Raw genomic sequence first — 16801 nt, 5'->3', positions numbered from 1 at the left:
GTGCCCGTCTTGCGCCTCTCGGCAAGTGGCCACTCGAAGTGGCAATTCTGGGGTGGTACCCGGGGCAAAGAACCGAACACCGACACCATCTCCAACGAACCTCCACACGGAGTTATTCCATGCTGACTTGTGCCGCGGTCAATCGTGGTCCTGCTCATCGCTCAGCTCCAGCAGAGCTGGCGACAACGGCTTCGATTCTCTGAGATGCGCGTCGTAGCACCTCGAGGATTGCCTGGGTATGAGATTCCCTGGTCAGTAGGCGAAGCACGAGAACGGCTCAGGCCCTCATCTCGGTGTGAGATAGGGGCCTGAGGTGAGGATCTGAATCAGCCGGTGACACCGGTCAATTCGTTGGGGGCGTGATCGAGAGTGGTCTCGGTCAGGATGCTGCCGTCCTCGAGGTCGACTGCGATCAGCTTCTTCGACGCTGGGTCGGTGACGTAAGCGGTGTGATCTTCTACGAAGAGCGCGGGCCTGGGCTCTTGCCATTTGGTGGGCTCGGTCCATGCGTCTATGACGGCGATCTTCTTGGTGACGACGCCGGTGTTCGGGTCGATGACGTGGATGGCGCCGTCGGTGCCGAGCACCAGTGCCTCTCCGTGTGGTCCGCGGCCGAGTGAGCGGAAGGTGTAGCTGGTGCCGAGGTCGACGAGCTTGAGTTCGGACGTCGTCGTGTTGGTCAGCGAGACCCGTTGCGGACGTTCGAGTTCGGCGTCCTTGTCGGTCTTGTAATCACCCAGCACGATGTCCGACTCCTCCGAGCCTGCCTGATTTCCGATGCGGCCGTATGCATCCGGACTCTGGACCTTGGTGATCGCTCCGTTCTTGTACACGAGCAACCCGTCCTGGCAGCCCAGCACGATGGCTTCGCCGGCAGCGACTGCTTCGCCGTGGACACCGGGGCACTGTTCGTTGCGCAGGATTTCCTTGCGGTCGGCATCGAGGATGGCAATGCCGTTGCGGGACTCCGAATTTCCGATGGTCGTCAACAGGCTGCCGTCGGCAAGTGCGACCGCAACGCCGTGATGGGGTTCTGGCGTGGTGTACGTCTCGACGCGGGGTTGGCGTTTTGCCAACTGCGCCGGATCGAAGATCTCGACGAGTCCCGAGCCGTCGTTGAAGAGAACGGTTTTTCCGGCATGGCGTACGACGTGTCCGGGCTCGTTGGCTGCGAACTCGACCTCGGACATCGCGGGATCGGCTGTGTAGTAATGAGAATGATCACCGTGAGCCGAAGACCACGTGCCGGTGTCGAGCACCTTGAATGCTTCGCCGGCAGAGATCATGACGTGGCGACCGTCGCCGGCCGGGTTGAGTCGGGTGAAGCCGTCGATCTCGGTCTCGCCGACCACGTCGAGGGAAGTTGCATCCAGCACCAGGACGCCGCCGTCGTACGACACGGCGAGACGTGGTGTTGCCGAGGCCTGTTCGGTTGGTGCGGCCGACGTCGTGGTCGTGGTTTCGGACTGGGCGGAGTCCTTGTTGTCGGACGAGCAACCCGTAACGAGGGCGAGTGAGAGGCCTACTGATGTGGCAAGGGTGAGGCGCCGCGACATGCGGGTGTTGAGGTGCATGGGTATAGATCTACTGCTTAATGTAAATGATTGTCAAAGTCGAGTATGCGAATATTCGCATGTCAGGTGTAGTCGGCTCGTTCGAGCATGCGCGAGGCGATGACCCCGAAGACGAGTCCCCAGAAAGCGGCTCCGATATTGAGTAGTTCGATGTCGGAGATCGTCACGAGGAACGCGATCAAAGCGCCGAAGGTGAATTTCCCGCCGAATGCGGTCACGAAGGCTCCCTGTAAGGCCTTGAGCATGGCCAGACCACCCAGAGTGACGATGAATGCCGTCGGAGTTCCCAACATCATCGCGACGAAAGTCGGGGCGAACAGTCCGAAGACGACGGCGAGTAAGCCGCAGAAGATTCCGGCGGTGTATTGGCGTGTCCGCTCTCCCGACGCCGTGAGCAATGCGTTCGTCGGCCCGGTAAGGCACGTCGAGACACAACCCACCGCCGCGTTCACGAGAGAGAACACACCGCAGGCAACCGTTGCTGCCCCGATCGGCGGTTGATGACCCGCTGCGCGGAGGACTGCGATTCCTTGGCCGTTCTGCACGACGACGACTGTGATCGCCAGCGGTACAACCAGTTCGATCATCGCCTGCCAAGACCAGGTTGGCGTGGTCAGCATCGGATGCGCCAGCCACTCGTGCGCGTCGCCGGCGGAGTTGAATCTTCCGGCCGCGAGTATCACGACCACGCCGACGATCAACGCGCCGAGAACGGGCGGAACGAATCTTCCCAGCTTGGCGAACACGCTCAGAGCGACAAAGGTGGCGATCATCGGCAGGGCGATCACCGCGTCGTGGGCGGGCGCTTCGACCAAATCCGTTCCGAAATGAAGGAAAACGCCTGCCACCATTGCCATTACGATGGGCAAGGGTAATGCGGCCATGATCGGTGTGACCCACCCTGTCAATCCCAACAGCAAGATCAGGGCGCCGGTCGCGAAGAACGCTCCGAGCACTTGCTCCCACGGCAGATGCTCCAACGACGCTCCGACGACAACGGTTCCGGGAATCGTCCAGAAGAAGGCCAGCGGCTGCCGGTACAGCCAGGAAGCCGTGATGGTGAGAATGCCGTTGACGAAGAAGGCACCGAAAAGCCAAGAGGCCAATTGGGCTTGACTCAGTCCACCCGCCAACCCCGCAGCGAGAATGACCGCCACCGGCCCGGTGGCCGAGAAGACGATGCCGATGATTCCGTTGGCAATGGACGTTCCGCCGAAGTCGCGCAAGACCCGCTTCGGGCCGTAGAGCGGTTGCGGGAGTGGCTCGGTGACGACGCGAACGGGCGCGGTCGTCGAAGTGTCCGGCATGTTCTCAGTTCTCCTGATGCGGATCCGAAAGCCCTCGGTCGCGGAACAAAGCCGCGAGTTCGCTCCGTGATCGCAGTCCGAGTTTCGCGTACGCGCGCGTGAGGTGATATTGAATGGTCTTGACGGAGAGGAACAATTCGCCGGCAGCTTCCTTGTTGGACTTGCCCGCTGCAACAAGGTCGGCGACGGCTCGTTCTTGCGGGGTCAGGTCGGTGATTCCCTTCTCCGTCCGCGAGAGGTTCAACCCGCCCGCGCGGAGTTCGCGCTCGCAGCGCTCGACGTAAGTAGCGGCGCCCAACGAGTGATACAGCTCGCGGGCGGCGCGGAGGACGACGTCGGCCTCCGCGCGTTTCCCGGCCCGGCGGAGAGTTTGGCCGTAGGCAAAATTGATTCGGGCTCGGTCGTAGGGGAGCGGCAGCGTCTCGATGCCGAGTAGTGCAGCATCGAAACTTTCTCTTGCCGAGTCGAGTTCGCCCCGTGCGCCGTGGATCCGGCCGCGAACGTAGCCGAGACGTGCCGCAGCTGAGCGGTGCTCCCGACGTCGTGCGGTCTGCTCGTGTGGTTGCAGAAAGGCGTCGGCATCATCAGCTCGCCCGACCATGACCAATGCATTGGCGTAGAGATCGACCCACGGCCAGAAGCCCGGCTCGTCGAGCCATTGTTGCGCCTTGCTCGAGGTGAGCGGAGCCAGCGCCACCAGAACTTCGGCGTAGTCGGCGGCGGCCTCGGCAACCTGGGCCCTGGCGAGAAGTGCAGGAACATACATGATTTCGTAGGCGTGAATGCCGGCGTACGCACGTCGCACATGGTCACGGGCCAGTTCCCAGTTGCCGCGCAGAGCGTGAATCTGTGCTCCCGACCAGTGGACCAACGGCCGGATGATCTCGATCTCGAACCGATCCACCTCGGCACCGGCGCCCTCGACGGTCGAGAGCGCTTCGTCCCAGGCGCCGAGAGCGAATTGAGTGCGGGCGAGCCAGGCCTGTGCCCACAGTGAGATTCTTGCCGAACCACTGGAAAACTCTGTGGACACCGCACTTTCGAGGTCGCGTCTGGCGGACTCCGGGTGGTCCAACGCAAGCTCGAGCCATCCGCGTCCCATCTGGAAGCGCTGTGCTTGGGCTCCGGGGCGGACACGATCGGAGAGTTCGGCGTATGCCGCGAGCGCATTCTCGGTTCTTCCGGTAGCACCGAGCCCGAGACCCTTGATCGCTTCGGACTCCACTGCTGCGGGATCAGAAGGGCCCACCAATTCGACTGCACGGTCAACCCACTCGACGAGCGCCGTGCCATCGAGCCGAGCCAGAGAATGCAGGACCATTCGTTGGGCGATCATCGCAGCGATGCCTGGCTCACGATCCACGCTGCAGCTGTCCCACGCTCTGGTCAGAAGATCGGCGGCCTCGGTCGGTCGCCCTCTATGGATGGCGAGGTAGCCGAGGACGGCGTCGCGGAGAGGCCCGCGCGAAATACTCTCGATCTCCGGCACGAAGACCATGGCGCGGGGGATGTCACCCGATCCGGTCAGCGCGTCGACTCCGCGGAGCAGTCGGTCCTCGTGTTCGGTTCGGGCCGTCGTGAGACGGCTTGCCGTGACCATGGCGTCGGCGACTTCCGACCACGCGCCGTCGGATGCTCGTAGTGATGCGTACGCAACGAGTTCGGCGGCGAGGTCCTCGTCATGGGTGGTGCTGGCAGCGGCAAGGTGGAAAAGCCGTTCACCTTCTCCCCAAGCGATCTCGGCTGCGCGTGTGTGCAGCAGATGCAAGTGCGCGGGTCCCAACGCCCCGCGCACTGCGGCCGTGACCATCGTGCTGCTCAGTGACACCTCGGTGCTGCCGCGCTGCTCGTGGACAGAAAGGAGGCCGCTGGCGAAGGCGCTGTCCAAGGCGCCGACCACGTCGTCGATTTCGGCTAGCTGAGCAAGATGCGACAACGTCGTGCTGCGCCCGACAACTGCTGCGGCTTCGATCAACGTTCGTGCTCCCGCCGAACACGTAGCGAGGGCGGCGGCGATCGATACTGCACGATGGCGAGGGACGGGCAAAGTTCGGTGCCACTGGGTCCAATAGGTAGGTGGCAGCTCGTCGAGAAGCGAGACGATGTCGAGTGTGTTGCCCGCGGTGAAGTCCTGAAGGGCAAGCGCGACGCCGGAGCTGAGGTCGATTCCGCTTCGCATGCGCGCGATGTCGATGATGACGGGTGCGTCGATCGGGCTGATGTGCAATCGCGTCGACCAGTGCAGGTCGAGAATCTGCCTGACATCCTCGCGCAGGAACGGCGTTTCCTCGGCGACGAGGACGAACAGCAGTGGTGCCGTTCGGCCTCGATGGAGGGCGGAGGTGATTGCCTGAAGCGAGCTGACATCGCTGTGATGGGCATCGTCGACGACGATCAGGGTCAGTTGCTCCGCTGCGTCGACGATCTCGTGTGCAACGGCGACCGGGTCCGAGTTGGAAACCGGACGTTCGAGTAGTTGTTCGATCACTCCGAAGGCAGTGTTCGATTCCCACTCCAGCCCACGAGCGCGGCGGAGCGTATGAGCGGAAGAGATTTCGGCGAACCGGTCGACGAGAGTGGACTTACCGCTACCGGCATCGCCCTCGACCAGCACGAGAGTCGGCACTCCTGTCTCTGCCGCGGCCAAGGCTCGGCCGAGAACGGCGAGCTCGCGTTCTCGGCCGAGCAACAGGTCACGAAGTGTCACCCGACTACCGTAACGCCGGGCTCACCACGGGTTTCCTTTTCGGCACGGTCTCCATCGGATCGAAGTGCAGTGGCACCCAGGTCGGGTGCTTGCTTCGGCACGAAGAAGGTGACGATGGCGCCAAGCACCGCGATGCCGGCGAAGACGTAGAACGCCGATTCGGAACTGATTCCGGCGCTGATCAAACTTCCGCCGATCAGTGGCCCGAATATCCCGCCCAGACGTCCGAATCCGGCGCACCACGCGACACCTGCGGCCCGAGCGGCCGTCGAATAGTAGTTGGACACGAATCCGTAGATCAGAACCTGAGTACCGATGGTTCCGACACCCGCGATGGCAACGGAGGCGAGGAGTACGGGAAGCGGGAACCCGAATGTGAACAGGAGCAGGGCGAGTGCGGCCAGGCCGAAGGTGGTTGCGACAACCCGCTGTGGACCGGTTACGTCTGCGATCTTGGAGGCGAGAAGTCCACCGATGATGGCACCGCCGTTGAGTACCAACAGGAACGAGAGCGAACCCTTCGCGTTGTATCCCGCGTTTTCCATGATCTTGGGCAGCCAGGTGTTCAGTCCGTAGGTCAGGAGGAGGCCGGCGAAGCTCATGAGGCCGAGAAGCGCGGTGCCCCAGACATATTGTCTGCTCGCCAACGCTCGGAAGCCGACCTTCTCGGCTACGGCGTCGTTGGGTCGATCTGTACCGACAGGCAATGGAATTCCGGTTTTCGAGGAAATGGCGCGAGCTTCCTCGACACGTCCGCGAGCAATCAGCCACGCGGGAGACTCGGGCAGTTTGAACCAGGCGAGTGGGAACAGGAACACCAATGGCAGGGCGCCGATGAGGAACAGTCCGCGCCATCCGATGGAATCACGGAGAACGATCGCCAGGACGGAAGCCATGACGCCACCGGCCGGGACACCGCTGTAGACGATGGCGTTGAACAGATTGCGGCGTCCCGGCGGCGCGAACTCGGCAATCATGGCTCCGGCGGTGGCGACAAGCCCACCGACACCGATGCCGGTGAAGAACCGCAGCAGACCGAAAGTGGTGATGCTGGTGGCGAACGCTGCCAGTGCCATTCCGACCGAGAACCAGATGATGTTGACCAGCATCATCTTTCGGCGACCGAAGTGATCGCCGATCGCTCCACACGTCAGTGCGCCGACCATCACTCCGACGAGTGCATACGAACCCAACGCGCCGGCCTGAGATGCGGTCAAGGTGCCGATATGGCTGGGGTCGTCCATGAGTACGGGCAGGATCGTGCCGTACACGACCAGGTCGTATCCGTCGAACAGAATGGCAATGGCGGCGATGGTGACCACCCACAACACTGACGAGCGATGGCGGGCACTGGCCCAGGAACCACGTTCGATCGAGGACATGGCGAATCTCCGTTCGAGAGATCAGGAATCGGGGGAGGCTGGATTCAGCCGAGGTCGCCACCGGCGACGGGCAGAACCGTTCCGGTGACATACGAAGCCTCTTCGGAGGCAAGGAAAGTGATAGCAGCAGCCTGTTCGTCCAGGGTGCCGTAACGCTTGAGTAGCGACGAGTCGACGGTCTGGTCGACGATCTGCTGGTACCAGGCTTTCTCCTCGTCGGTCTCGGCACCCGGCCCGCGTGCCACGACGCGTGGTGGCGCCTCGGTTCCGCCGGGAGCGGTTGCCACGACGCGTATTCCGTACTGCGCGACTTCCATCGCCAGTGCAGCGGTGATCGCGCTGACCCCGCCCTTGGCCGCCGCGTAAGGAACACGGTTGACACCGCGGGTGGCGACCGAGGAGACGTTGACGATGGTGCCGCTCGCCTGCTCGATCAGATGGGGCAGTACGGCGCGACACGTCCAGAGCGTGGGGAACAGTGATCGTGTGACCTCGGCTTGTATCTGCTGCGGCGTGTAGTGCTCGTAGGGTTTGGCCCAGATGGTCCCACCGACGTTGTTGATCAGGACGTCGATGCGTCCGAAGCGCTCCAATGCGGAATCTATTGCATTCTGGGCACCTTCGAACGTCTCGAGGTCCGCGGTCACCGAATGGGAACGCTCCAGCGGTGTCGCGATGTCGTGAACCAGTTCAGCTCGATCCACAAGCGCGACGGAACCACCTTCTGCGGAAACTCTTTCGGCAACGCTGCGCCCGATCCCCTGAGCCGCTCCGGTGACGACCACGACCCGGTCGTCGAACCGGCCGGCGAAGAATCTCGTGCTCACGACGCCACACTTTCCCGAGCGTCAGTGATGGCGCGGTGCATCGTCGACTTGGCGTGTTCGCTGTGCTGGACGATCAGATCACGGGCCGCGGCGCGATCATTCTGCTCGAATGCACTCACGATACGTGAGTGATCCTCCGCGACATGTTCGTCCACCCAATCGGCGGTGCGGAGCACTCGGTTCATCAGTTGTGTGACCTCGAGACGGTGGTATGCCTGCAGCAGCACTTCGTTTCCGGTGCAGCGGAAGAGGAAGTCGTGGAACAGGGCATTGGTTTCGGTGAATGCCGCTGCGTCCGTGAAGTGATCGCGGTCGATGGAAGCAGCCGAGTTCTCCGCCAGAATGCGGTACTCCGTCAACTGTGCTGGAGTGAGGCGGCCGATCGTGAGTTCCATTGCTCCGAGTTCGAGTGCCATCCGAGCGTCGAACTGTGCGTCCGACTCCGCGACCGGCAGATGTTCTTCACCGATCTCGTACGGGCCGGCAGCTGATTCTTCGGCCGAGGCTGCCGGTGAATCAGCCGGTGCTGCCGCATTGTTGAACTTTTCGAAGTAGAAGTTCGTGGGTGTGATCGATACGTCCTTGAAGTGCAGACGTACGGCTTCGACCATCGGCGGCGGGCCGCACAGGTAGACGTCTACGTTGCCGTCGTCGAGGTGATCGGGCTCGATCAAGCCCGTGACATAGCCCTTGTTCGGTGCTGTGCTGTCGGGATCGGATACGCAGTAGTCGAAGGTGAACTGGGGTAGAGACTCCGCGTAGTCGTGCAGTTTGTCGAGTTCGACGAGATCGGTGTCGGAGCTGACGCCGTAGACCAGATGGACGGGCCGAGTGGAGCTTTCGGTACGCATCTTCTCCAGTATGGAGAGCAGCGGGGCCAAGCCGGTTCCGCCGGCAAGCAGTAGGGCTCTCCGTTGACCTGACCGGAGGAAGAAGCTACCCATCGGTCCGGTCAATTCGAGAGTGTCGCCTACCTGCGCGCGCTGACTGAGATACTCGGACATCAGACCACCCGGGGTGATCTTGACCAGGAACGACGCCGACTCGACCTCAGGGCCGGAGCTGAACGAGTACGACCGCGTCGCTTCGGTTCCGGGAACGAGGATGTTCACGTACTGACCGGGGAGGAAGACCAGATCTGCGCGGTTGTCGACTGCGACGGTGAAACCCACCGTGGAATCCGAATGGCGAATGATCTCGGTGATGGTGGACGTGTACGAACCGGCAGTGGTCTTGGCGACCGCCGACGTGGTGGGAATCTGCAGCACGAGATCAGATTCCGGCACCATCTGGCACGGAAGGCAGTATCCCTGCTCGGCCTCGTCGTCCGTCAGGGCCTCCTCGATGTAGTCGCCGGCGTCGAAAGTACCTGACTCACAGAGTGATTTGCAGGTGCCACATGCTCCGTCGCGGCAGTCGAGCGGAATGTTGATTCGTGCGCGGTACGACGCGTCCGCGACGGTCTCGTCGGTGTTGCATTCGACGAAGCGGGTGATGCCGTCTTCGAAACTCAGGGCTACTTGAAAGGTCGGCGCAGCTTGAATGCTCATGGGAAACAGCTCGATTCGAAGGGAAGTCGTGTCAGAAGTGGTAGATGTCGACCACGTGATGGATGTAGTCGTTCTTGAGGACTACCTTCTTCTTCATGATCAACGGCTGCTCGCCCGCGAAGTCGATCGTGTAGTGCGAGGTGCCGAAGTAGGTATCGACTGTGTTGTAGCGGAAGTACAGCGTGAACCAATTGAAGCGGACGTCGACGACGAAGCCGCGTTCTTCGATCACTTCCACGTTGGTGATGTTGTGACCGGTGCGGGGCTCGGGAAGGCTTGTCGCGCTGGAACGGTCAGTCCTGATTCGGAACACGCGGTCCTCGATACCGCCGCGATTCGGGTAGTAGATCAGGGAGATCTCTGCGGCCGGGTCCGTGGTCAGCTCGCCGTCGTCCGCCCATGCGGGCATCCAGTACTCGGAATCGGGGTGGTAGCACTCGATCCACTTCTCGAACTCGCGATCGTCCAGATAGCGAGCCTCACGGTAGAGAAACTGCTGCACTGTTTCGAGGGCGACGGCATTGGTGGTGGTGACAGTCATGATGATGGTCCTCAGATGGTCCGGTTGGAAGCGGCTTGCTCGGCATCTACGGCCGCAAGCATGGCGTCGCGCCAGTACCCGTGCTGAATGGGATACAAGCCTTCGTCCTCGGTCTTGGCTCCGCTCGAGAGCACACGATTCATGCCGAGATCCTTCGCGACGTCGTTCGGACCGGGAATCTGGTGTGTGACGCCACGGCTGAGGTCGTTCCACGGGGCGCCGGCTGCCTGGTAGGTCTTCTGGCAGGAACGGAACTCTTCGAGATCGTCCGGGGTGGCCATACCGCTGGCATTGAAGAAGTCCTCGTACTGACGGATGCGGTTGCTGCGCGCTTCGGCGCTCTCTCCCTTGGGCGCGATGCAGTAGATGGTGACTTCGGTCTGGTCCACGGAGATCGGACGGAAGTGCCGGATCTGGCTGCTGAACTGATCCATGAGGTAGACGTTCGGATACAGGCAGAGGTTTCTCGACGCACCGACCATGAATTCGGCCTTCTTGGAACCGAACTGAGCCTCCAGTTCTGCTTTGCGTTCGAACAGGGGTCGGTCCTCGGGATTGCCCCACCACATCCAGAGCAGGAGGTGGCCGTAGTCGTAGGAGAAGTATCCACCGCCCTGCTTCCCCCAGGTGCCGGCGTCCATGGCTTTGGTCTCGTTGGACGATTCACCGGCGGTGCGGCGAGCGGTGGTAGCGGCGTAGTTCCAGTGCGTCGAAGACACGTGGTAGCCGTCGGCACCGTTCTCGGTCTGCAACTTCCAGTTGCCGTCGTAGGTGTAGGTGGATGCACCGCGCAGAACTTCGAGTCCGTCAGGTGACTGATCGACGATCATGTCGATGACCTTCGTGGTGTCACCGAGGTGCTCTTCGAGTGGCAGCACGTCGGGGTTGAGGCTGCCGAAGAGGAAGCCGCGATAGTTCTCGAACCGCGCCACCCTGGTCAGGTCGTGTGAGCCGTCTTTGTTGAACTGCTCCGGATAGCCACCGGTGCGAGCGTCCTTGGCCTTGAGGAGTTTTCCGCTGTTGTTGAAGGTCCAGCCGTGGAACGGGCAGGTGAAGGTGGTTCGGTTGTCGGTCTTACGGCGACAGAGCATCGCACCGCGGTGGCTGCATGCGTTGATCAGCGCACCCAATTCGCCGTCCTTGTTGCGGGTGATCACGATGGGCTGACGGCCCATGTAGGTGGTGAAGTAGTCGCCGACGTTCGGGATCTGGCTCTCGTGCGCGAGGTAGATCCAATTGCCTTCGAAGATGTGCGTCATCTCGAGTTCGAACAGTTGCTCGTCCGTGAAGACGCTGCGCCGCACCTGGTAGCGGCCGGTCTCCGGGTCCTCGACGAGCGCGTCGTCGAGGGCGGCGCGAATGTTCGCGAACTGGTCGGTGCCGCGGGCAGCATCCAACATATCCGTCATGGGTGTCCTCCAGATAAGAGTGGGCGCCTACCGAGAAAGCCGAGGGCTGTCGGACCAAATCGGTGGGACCCGCTTTCCGGACGGGGCTGCGTCCGGTACTGAATTCACCTTGACATCGTGTGTCTCGGGTCACACTAGGCAATTGCCTAGTCCTGACCAAGGGTGCAGTGTTCGTCGAATTCTGCTGATGGGCCATGCCTGCTGAAGACGACGAGCAGGGCGGACTCGACATCGCGAGTCCGCCCTACCTGCCGAGGGGATTACCGGTTCTTGAAGAACGAGACGTCGTCGTTGCCGATGAGGTCAGGGACCGTCCAGCCGTCGAGGTCGTATTCACTCAAGCACTGCTCGGCCAGTCCCTTCATGGAACTTGCGTGTCCACGATTCTGGGCTGCGAACAGCAGTTCGGCTTTGACGTTCTCGTGATTGCCGGAGTAGTTGCGCTCGTAGAGTTCGTGTCGGCCGCCGAACTCGGTCCCGATCGAATCCCACAGCGCCTTCATGACTTTCACGCGGTCGACGGCGGTGATGCCGTCGGAACCGCGAACGTACTTGTCGAGGTACGGACGCACGTCCGGGCTCTTGAAGTCGAGTGAACTCGAAGGCAGGTAGATCAAGCCCGACGCGACGTCCTGTTCGATGATCTCCTTGATCCGCGGGTACCCCTGAATCATGAACATTCGATAGGTGAGGCCGTACTCGAGCTTCGGGATCACCGAATCGCCGACCCACTGTTCGGGATCGCGTGCCATCGATTCGGTCAACGACCAGAAGAGGTTTCGCCACCCGATCACCTCACCGACACGGGTCTGGACTCCGCGGAAGCCGCCGGCGCCGGTGGCTTCGAGTGCCTTCATCAACAGTCCGGCGATGAAGTCGAGCTTGACGGCCAGGCGAGTGCAGCCCTGAAAGGTGAAGCGCGGCAGGAAGCCCGATTGAGGGAAGAATGCGTTGATCCGGTCGACGTCGCCGTACATGAAGACGTTTTCCCACGGAACCAACACCTTGTCGAAGACGAAGATGGTGTCGTTCTCGTCCATGCGACTCGACAGCGGATAATCGAACGGACTGCCCATCACCGCAGCATGTTCGGTGTACGAGGTGCGGCAGATCAGCTTCACACCCGGCGCGTCCATCGGTACCGTGCAGATCAGGGCGAACTGCTTCTTCTTGATCGGCAGACCGTAGTGAGCGATGAAGTTGTAGTTCGTGATCGCCGATCCGGTGGCGACCACTTTGGCGCCGCTGACGATCAAACCTGCGTCGGTTTCCTTCTCCACCTTCATGAAGACGTCACCGACCTCGTCCGGTGGAAGTTGGCGATCCACCGGGGGATTGATGATCGCGTGGTTCCAGTACAGAACCTTCTCCTGCGATTCGCGGTACCAGCGTTCGGCGTTGTCCTGGAACGGTGCGTACAACTCCTTGTTGGCGTGGAGGGTGCCCAGGAAACTCGCCTTGTAGTCGGGGGAACGGCCCATCCAGCCGTAGGTCATACGAGCCCACGTCGCTATGGCATCGCGTTCCTTGAGCAGATCGGCCGAGGACGTCGGAGTGCGGAAGAACGGCATGGTGACACCGCCGTTGCCCGTGTCCGTCGGAACGGTCAAGGCGTCCACGTGCTCGCCCGTATGCAGAGCGTCGTACAGCCTCGCGGTCATGCGGATCGGATTCCGGAACGCGGGGTGTGTCGTGACGTCCTTGACGCGATCACCGTGAAGCCAGATCTCGCGACCGTCCTGCAGGCTCGAGATGTACTCGTCACCGGTCATCGGTCGGGTGGCGAAGTTCTTCGTGCGGTTGGCTTCGCAATCGGCGGCCGGATTGACCTGTGGCGCTCCGGAATCTGCGGGATCGACGCCGGTGGGAGGAATTTCGGTGGTCGTCATGGCAAAGCCTTTCAGATCGTTTGGGGTGCGGGCTGAAGATGAATCGGGGTGAACGAAGTGGTGGCGTCGAACCAGCCGCTGTGGGGGTCGTCCTGACTTCCGTTCCAGACTGTGGTCGACGAGGTAGCGCCTAGATCGTGAAAAGTGCTTCGGTAGAACAGAAGCGGATCCTTGCCACTCGACTGAGCGTCGACGATCTCGCCGATGAAGATGATGTGGTCACCGCCGTCGTACTCCCTCCACGGGACGCACGAGATGGTTGCTGCGGCGCCGTCGAGCAGGGGAGCGGTCGGTCCGTCGATCCACCTCGGTTCGGTGCGCTGCGGTCGGCCGGCAAAATGCATGGCCGTGTCCACTTGGTCGGAGGCAAGGATGTTGACCGCAAACGGCGCGTTGCCGAGGTAGCCGCACGCCTTGGACTTGCGAGTCATCGTGATCTGGCACAGCCGTGGTTCCAGGGAAATGGCCGTGAATGCGGTGACCGTGGCTCCGTGTGGTTGACCGTCGGCATTGGTACAGGTGATGACGGTGACGCCGCTCGCGAATTGACCGAAGATTCCTCGAAGCTGATTTTGTTCCATGACCGGACCTCCTTGTCGGATGGCGGTTGAGTGAGAGTGCCGCGAAGTGCGGGAGGGAAGTAGTGGGCGACTCGCGCCGGGAGTGAAGACGAACGTACGGCGGGCGCAGGCTTCGGTCGATCCGTACAGCGCGGTGGCTATCCGGATTGCGCACCCGATCGCGGCCCGTACCCGTTTTCTCTTGGAAGTGACCGGGGACACAGTGTTCAATGATGTTCAGCGCCCTTGCTCGGCAATGTGGCTGGTCACGGGTTTGGAAGGTGAAGAAGGACGATGGTCGACTCCATGATCGGTACTGCTCCCAGCGACTGGGACGAGGCGTGTCATGCGGTTTCGGACGCCTATTTTCCGCACACGCTGACGCCGTTGTCTCGGCATGCGGCCAGTGGAGTCGGGGTGTGCACCACCGAGTTGGGACCGCTGAGGATCGCTCATATTCGGTGGGGAGCTGACGTCGCCGTCGAATCCGATCATCCCGGTGCCTATGGGGTGAACATCCCGCTCTCGGGCGAGCTCGAGTCGGTGTTCGCGGGCTCGCACGTGCTCTCGACGCAGGGTGTTGCGACGGTATGTCCACCCGACATCACGACGAGAATCACGCGGTGGAGTGCGGACTGCGAGATCGTCGGAGTCCGGATGGACCGTCAGTACCTCGACCGTGAGATGGAAAAGGTTCTCGGTCGACCCGGAATGCACTTGCCTGATCAGGTGGATCTTCGGGGCGACGACGGAGCCAGATGGCTGAAATTTGTTCGCTCACTGTCGGATCAGATACTCGGCCCGGTCGGCGTGCTGCACAACGAACTGGTGGCAGGTCAGCTCTCCGGCGCCGTGGTCACGGCATTCGTCCTTGCCGCAATGCCCGAAAGCGAGGACGCGGTGCGACACGCCAGGCCACGTATCGTCAAGCGGGTGCTCGACGAGATGCACGACGACCCGGCCCGCGTGTGGACCGCAGCCGAGATGGCGGAGGTGGCGGGCGTCAGCGTACGGAGATTGCAGGAGGGATTTCGGCAGTACGTGGGCCGGAGTCCGTCGGAATGCCTGCTCGACATCCGTCTCGAGCGGGTCCATGCAGATCTGGTGGATGCCGACGACTCGACGACGGTCACCGATGTCGCTGTGAGATGGGGTTTCACGCATACCGGACGGTTCGCGTCGTCCTTTCGGCGTAAGTACGGATTGCTGCCTTCCGAGGTGTTGAGGCGCTAGCTCCGGTACCCCATGTCCGCGCTGAGCTGATTCGCCTTCTCGACAAGGAACGGCGCGACGTCGGCGCGGAAAGCTTCCGGGGATGTTCGTCCGGCCGAGGTCGAACACGCTGTCACTCCGACGACGCTTCCACCGGCGTCGCGGACGGGAGCAGCGAGGGAAATCAGGCCGTCTTCCAGTTCCTCCGATGTGAGCGCGTATCCCTGCTCGCGCACCACCCGGAGGGCGGTATGGAATGCGCCTTCGTCGGTGATCGTGGTGGGTGTGAGGGCGTCGAACGTGGAGTTCGCGATGACGTTGTCGACGATTTCGGTTGGCGCCCAAGCTAGCAGGGCTCGACCCATGGAGGTGGCATATGCAGGCACTCTGGTGCCGACGCTGACGTTGATGCTCATGATCCGCCGGACGGGTACACGCGCGGCGTAGACCACGTCGACACCGTCGAGCACCCCGAGCGACGCCGACTCGTGGGTGTGTTCTGCGATCTCCAACAGACGAGGGAGCGCCGCCTCCGTCAAGGCATGTGATGCCGAGAAGTGCTGCCCGATGCTCAGAACGCGTGGGGTGAGCGACCACCGACTGTTGTTGCCGGTGACGTATCCGAGCTTCTGCAGCGTGAGGAGGATGCGCCGGACCGCTGGGCGGGAGAGACCCGTTTCGGCGGCAAGATCGGCGAGCGACGGGTTGGGGTTCTTCTCGTCGAAGGCCGTCAGCACAGCAAATCCACGCTCGATGCTCTGGATGTAATCGCGATCGTTCTCGCTCACGGAATGGCCTTTCATCTGCGGGTATGCCCGATCGGCGCCTTCGAAGGTTGACAAACCTTGTGACTGGGCGCACAGTACAAGCGTACGCACAGCGTAACCGATGTACGCAGAGCGTACAACCCAAACTTGGGGAGCCGACGCAGCCCAGCAGTACGGCACCCACCCGGTAACAGCCACATACGGCCCCGAGGAGGACCACATGACCACTTCCGAGAGCCCCACCGCAGTAGGTTCGGGTACTGCCGCCACCGACAAGTTCCTCCAGGAACGAGTCAGCGCGGACACCCCGCCCGAACGCGTCTCGGCCATCGCCAAGGACGTGCTCGAGGCACTCGCAGGCGTCATCGACAAGCACGGCATCACCTACCCCGAGTACCGCGTCCTCAAGCAGTGGCTCATCGACATCGGCCAGTTCGGCGAGTGGCCCCTGTGGCTGGACGTCTTCCTCGAGCACAACGTCGAGGAGGTCGCGTACCGCGGCCAGCACGGCACCAAGGGAAGCATCGAGGGCCCGTACTACGTTGCCGATGCCAAGACGTTGCCTGCCAAGTGTGAACTTCCGATGCGTGACAACGAGGTTGGATCGAAGCTGGTCTTCGAGGGCCAGGTTCGCGATCTCGACGGCAAGGGGTTGGGCGGTGCAACCGTCGAACTCTGGCACGCGGACGACGAGGGCTACTACTCCCATTTCGCGCCGCACATCCCCGACGGCAACCTCCGCGGAACGATCGTCGCCGACGACGAGGGACGCTTCGAGATCACCACGATTCAGCCTGCGCCGTACCAGATCCCGACCGACGGCCCCACCGGCTGGTTCATCGAGAAGGCCGGCTGGCACCCGTGGCGTCCGGCTCACCTGCACCTCATGGTGAAGGCTCCCGGTAAGCGCACCATCACCACCCAGCTCTATTTCAAGGATGGAGAGTGGATCGAGAACGACGTGGCAACGGCGACGAAGCCCGAACTGATTCTCGATCCGAAGCCAGGTGCCGACGGAACCAACCGGGTCACATACGACTTCGTGCTCGATCCGGCCTGATCCACAACTGCTCTGA

13 protein-coding genes are annotated in these 16801 nt (G+C 62.1%); 2 read left to right on the top strand and 11 right to left on the bottom strand.

The annotated features are described in order from the left end of the window. Positions 1 to 326: 326 nt before the first annotated feature. The 10 genes from aztD to AOT96_RS07365 all read right to left on the bottom strand — a co-directional run bounded on the left by aztD (position 327) and on the right by AOT96_RS07365 (position 13767). Positions 327 to 1574: a zinc metallochaperone AztD gene (aztD, locus tag AOT96_RS07410; protein ID WP_007729787.1), complete on the bottom strand. Its 1248-nt coding sequence runs from the start codon at positions 1572 to 1574 to the stop codon at positions 327 to 329. Between the two features lie 62 nt (positions 1575 to 1636). After that, positions 1637 to 2881, bottom strand: a complete 1245-nt coding sequence (locus tag AOT96_RS07405; RefSeq protein ID WP_065351509.1) for a benzoate/H(+) symporter BenE family transporter — start codon at positions 2879 to 2881, stop codon at positions 1637 to 1639. A gap of 4 nt (positions 2882 to 2885) precedes the next feature. After that, positions 2886 to 5588: a helix-turn-helix transcriptional regulator gene (locus AOT96_RS07400; protein ID WP_065351508.1), complete on the bottom strand. Its 2703-nt coding sequence runs from the start codon at positions 5586 to 5588 to the stop codon at positions 2886 to 2888. Continuing rightward, positions 5585 to 6970: an MFS transporter gene (locus tag AOT96_RS07395; protein WP_007729781.1), complete on the bottom strand. Its 1386-nt coding sequence runs from the start codon at positions 6968 to 6970 to the stop codon at positions 5585 to 5587. Before AOT96_RS07395 ends, AOT96_RS07400 begins: the two co-directional genes overlap by 4 nt. 44 nt (positions 6971 to 7014) lie before the next feature. Beyond that, positions 7015 to 7797: a 1,6-dihydroxycyclohexa-2,4-diene-1-carboxylate dehydrogenase gene (locus AOT96_RS07390; RefSeq protein ID WP_007729779.1), complete on the bottom strand. Its 783-nt coding sequence runs from the start codon at positions 7795 to 7797 to the stop codon at positions 7015 to 7017. Beyond that, a complete protein-coding gene (benC, locus tag AOT96_RS07385; RefSeq protein WP_054827004.1) occupies positions 7794 to 9347 on the bottom strand; it encodes a benzoate 1,2-dioxygenase electron transfer component BenC in 1554 nt (517 codons plus the stop codon). Before benC ends, AOT96_RS07390 begins: the two co-directional genes overlap by 4 nt. 31 nt (positions 9348 to 9378) lie before the next feature. Then, positions 9379 to 9888 carry a benzoate 1,2-dioxygenase small subunit gene (gene benB, locus AOT96_RS07380; protein WP_065351507.1) on the bottom strand — a complete coding sequence of 170 codons (510 nt, stop codon included), beginning with the start codon at positions 9886 to 9888 and terminating at the stop codon, positions 9379 to 9381. A gap of 11 nt (positions 9889 to 9899) precedes the next feature. Next, positions 9900 to 11297 carry a benzoate 1,2-dioxygenase large subunit gene (gene benA / locus AOT96_RS07375; RefSeq protein WP_042447174.1) on the bottom strand — a complete coding sequence of 466 codons (1398 nt, stop codon included), beginning with the start codon at positions 11295 to 11297 and terminating at the stop codon, positions 9900 to 9902. Between the two features lie 260 nt (positions 11298 to 11557). Further along, positions 11558 to 13186, bottom strand: coding sequence for a 4-hydroxyphenylacetate 3-hydroxylase family protein (locus AOT96_RS07370; RefSeq protein WP_003939685.1), 1629 nt, complete (start codon positions 13184 to 13186; stop codon positions 11558 to 11560). Positions 13187 to 13197: 11 nt separating this feature from the next. Then, a complete protein-coding gene (locus AOT96_RS07365; RefSeq protein ID WP_007729773.1) occupies positions 13198 to 13767 on the bottom strand; it encodes a flavin reductase family protein in 570 nt (189 codons plus the stop codon). A gap of 273 nt (positions 13768 to 14040) precedes the next feature. On the opposite strand from AOT96_RS07365, the gene AOT96_RS07360 reads away from it, so the two are divergent. Further along, positions 14041 to 14979, top strand: a complete 939-nt coding sequence (locus AOT96_RS07360; RefSeq protein ID WP_065351506.1) for an AraC family transcriptional regulator — start codon at positions 14041 to 14043, stop codon at positions 14977 to 14979. Here the strand turns inward: AOT96_RS07360 and AOT96_RS07355 are convergent. Beyond that, positions 14976 to 15746: an IclR family transcriptional regulator gene (locus AOT96_RS07355; protein WP_003939932.1), complete on the bottom strand. Its 771-nt coding sequence runs from the start codon at positions 15744 to 15746 to the stop codon at positions 14976 to 14978. The two genes, AOT96_RS07360 and AOT96_RS07355, sit on opposite strands and share 4 nt — an antisense overlap. Before the next feature lie 199 nt (positions 15747 to 15945). Here AOT96_RS07355 and catA point away from each other — a divergent pair, with 199 nt between their 5' ends. Next, a complete protein-coding gene (catA, locus tag AOT96_RS07350; protein ID WP_003940427.1) occupies positions 15946 to 16785 on the top strand; it encodes a catechol 1,2-dioxygenase in 840 nt (279 codons plus the stop codon). Positions 16786 to 16801 lie beyond the last annotated feature (16 nt).

Source organism: Rhodococcus sp. 008, assembly GCF_001682295.1.
Classification (GTDB): Bacteria; Actinomycetota; Actinomycetes; order Mycobacteriales; family Mycobacteriaceae; genus Rhodococcus_F; species Rhodococcus_F qingshengii.
This window is presented reverse-complemented; position numbering and strand designations above follow the sequence as displayed.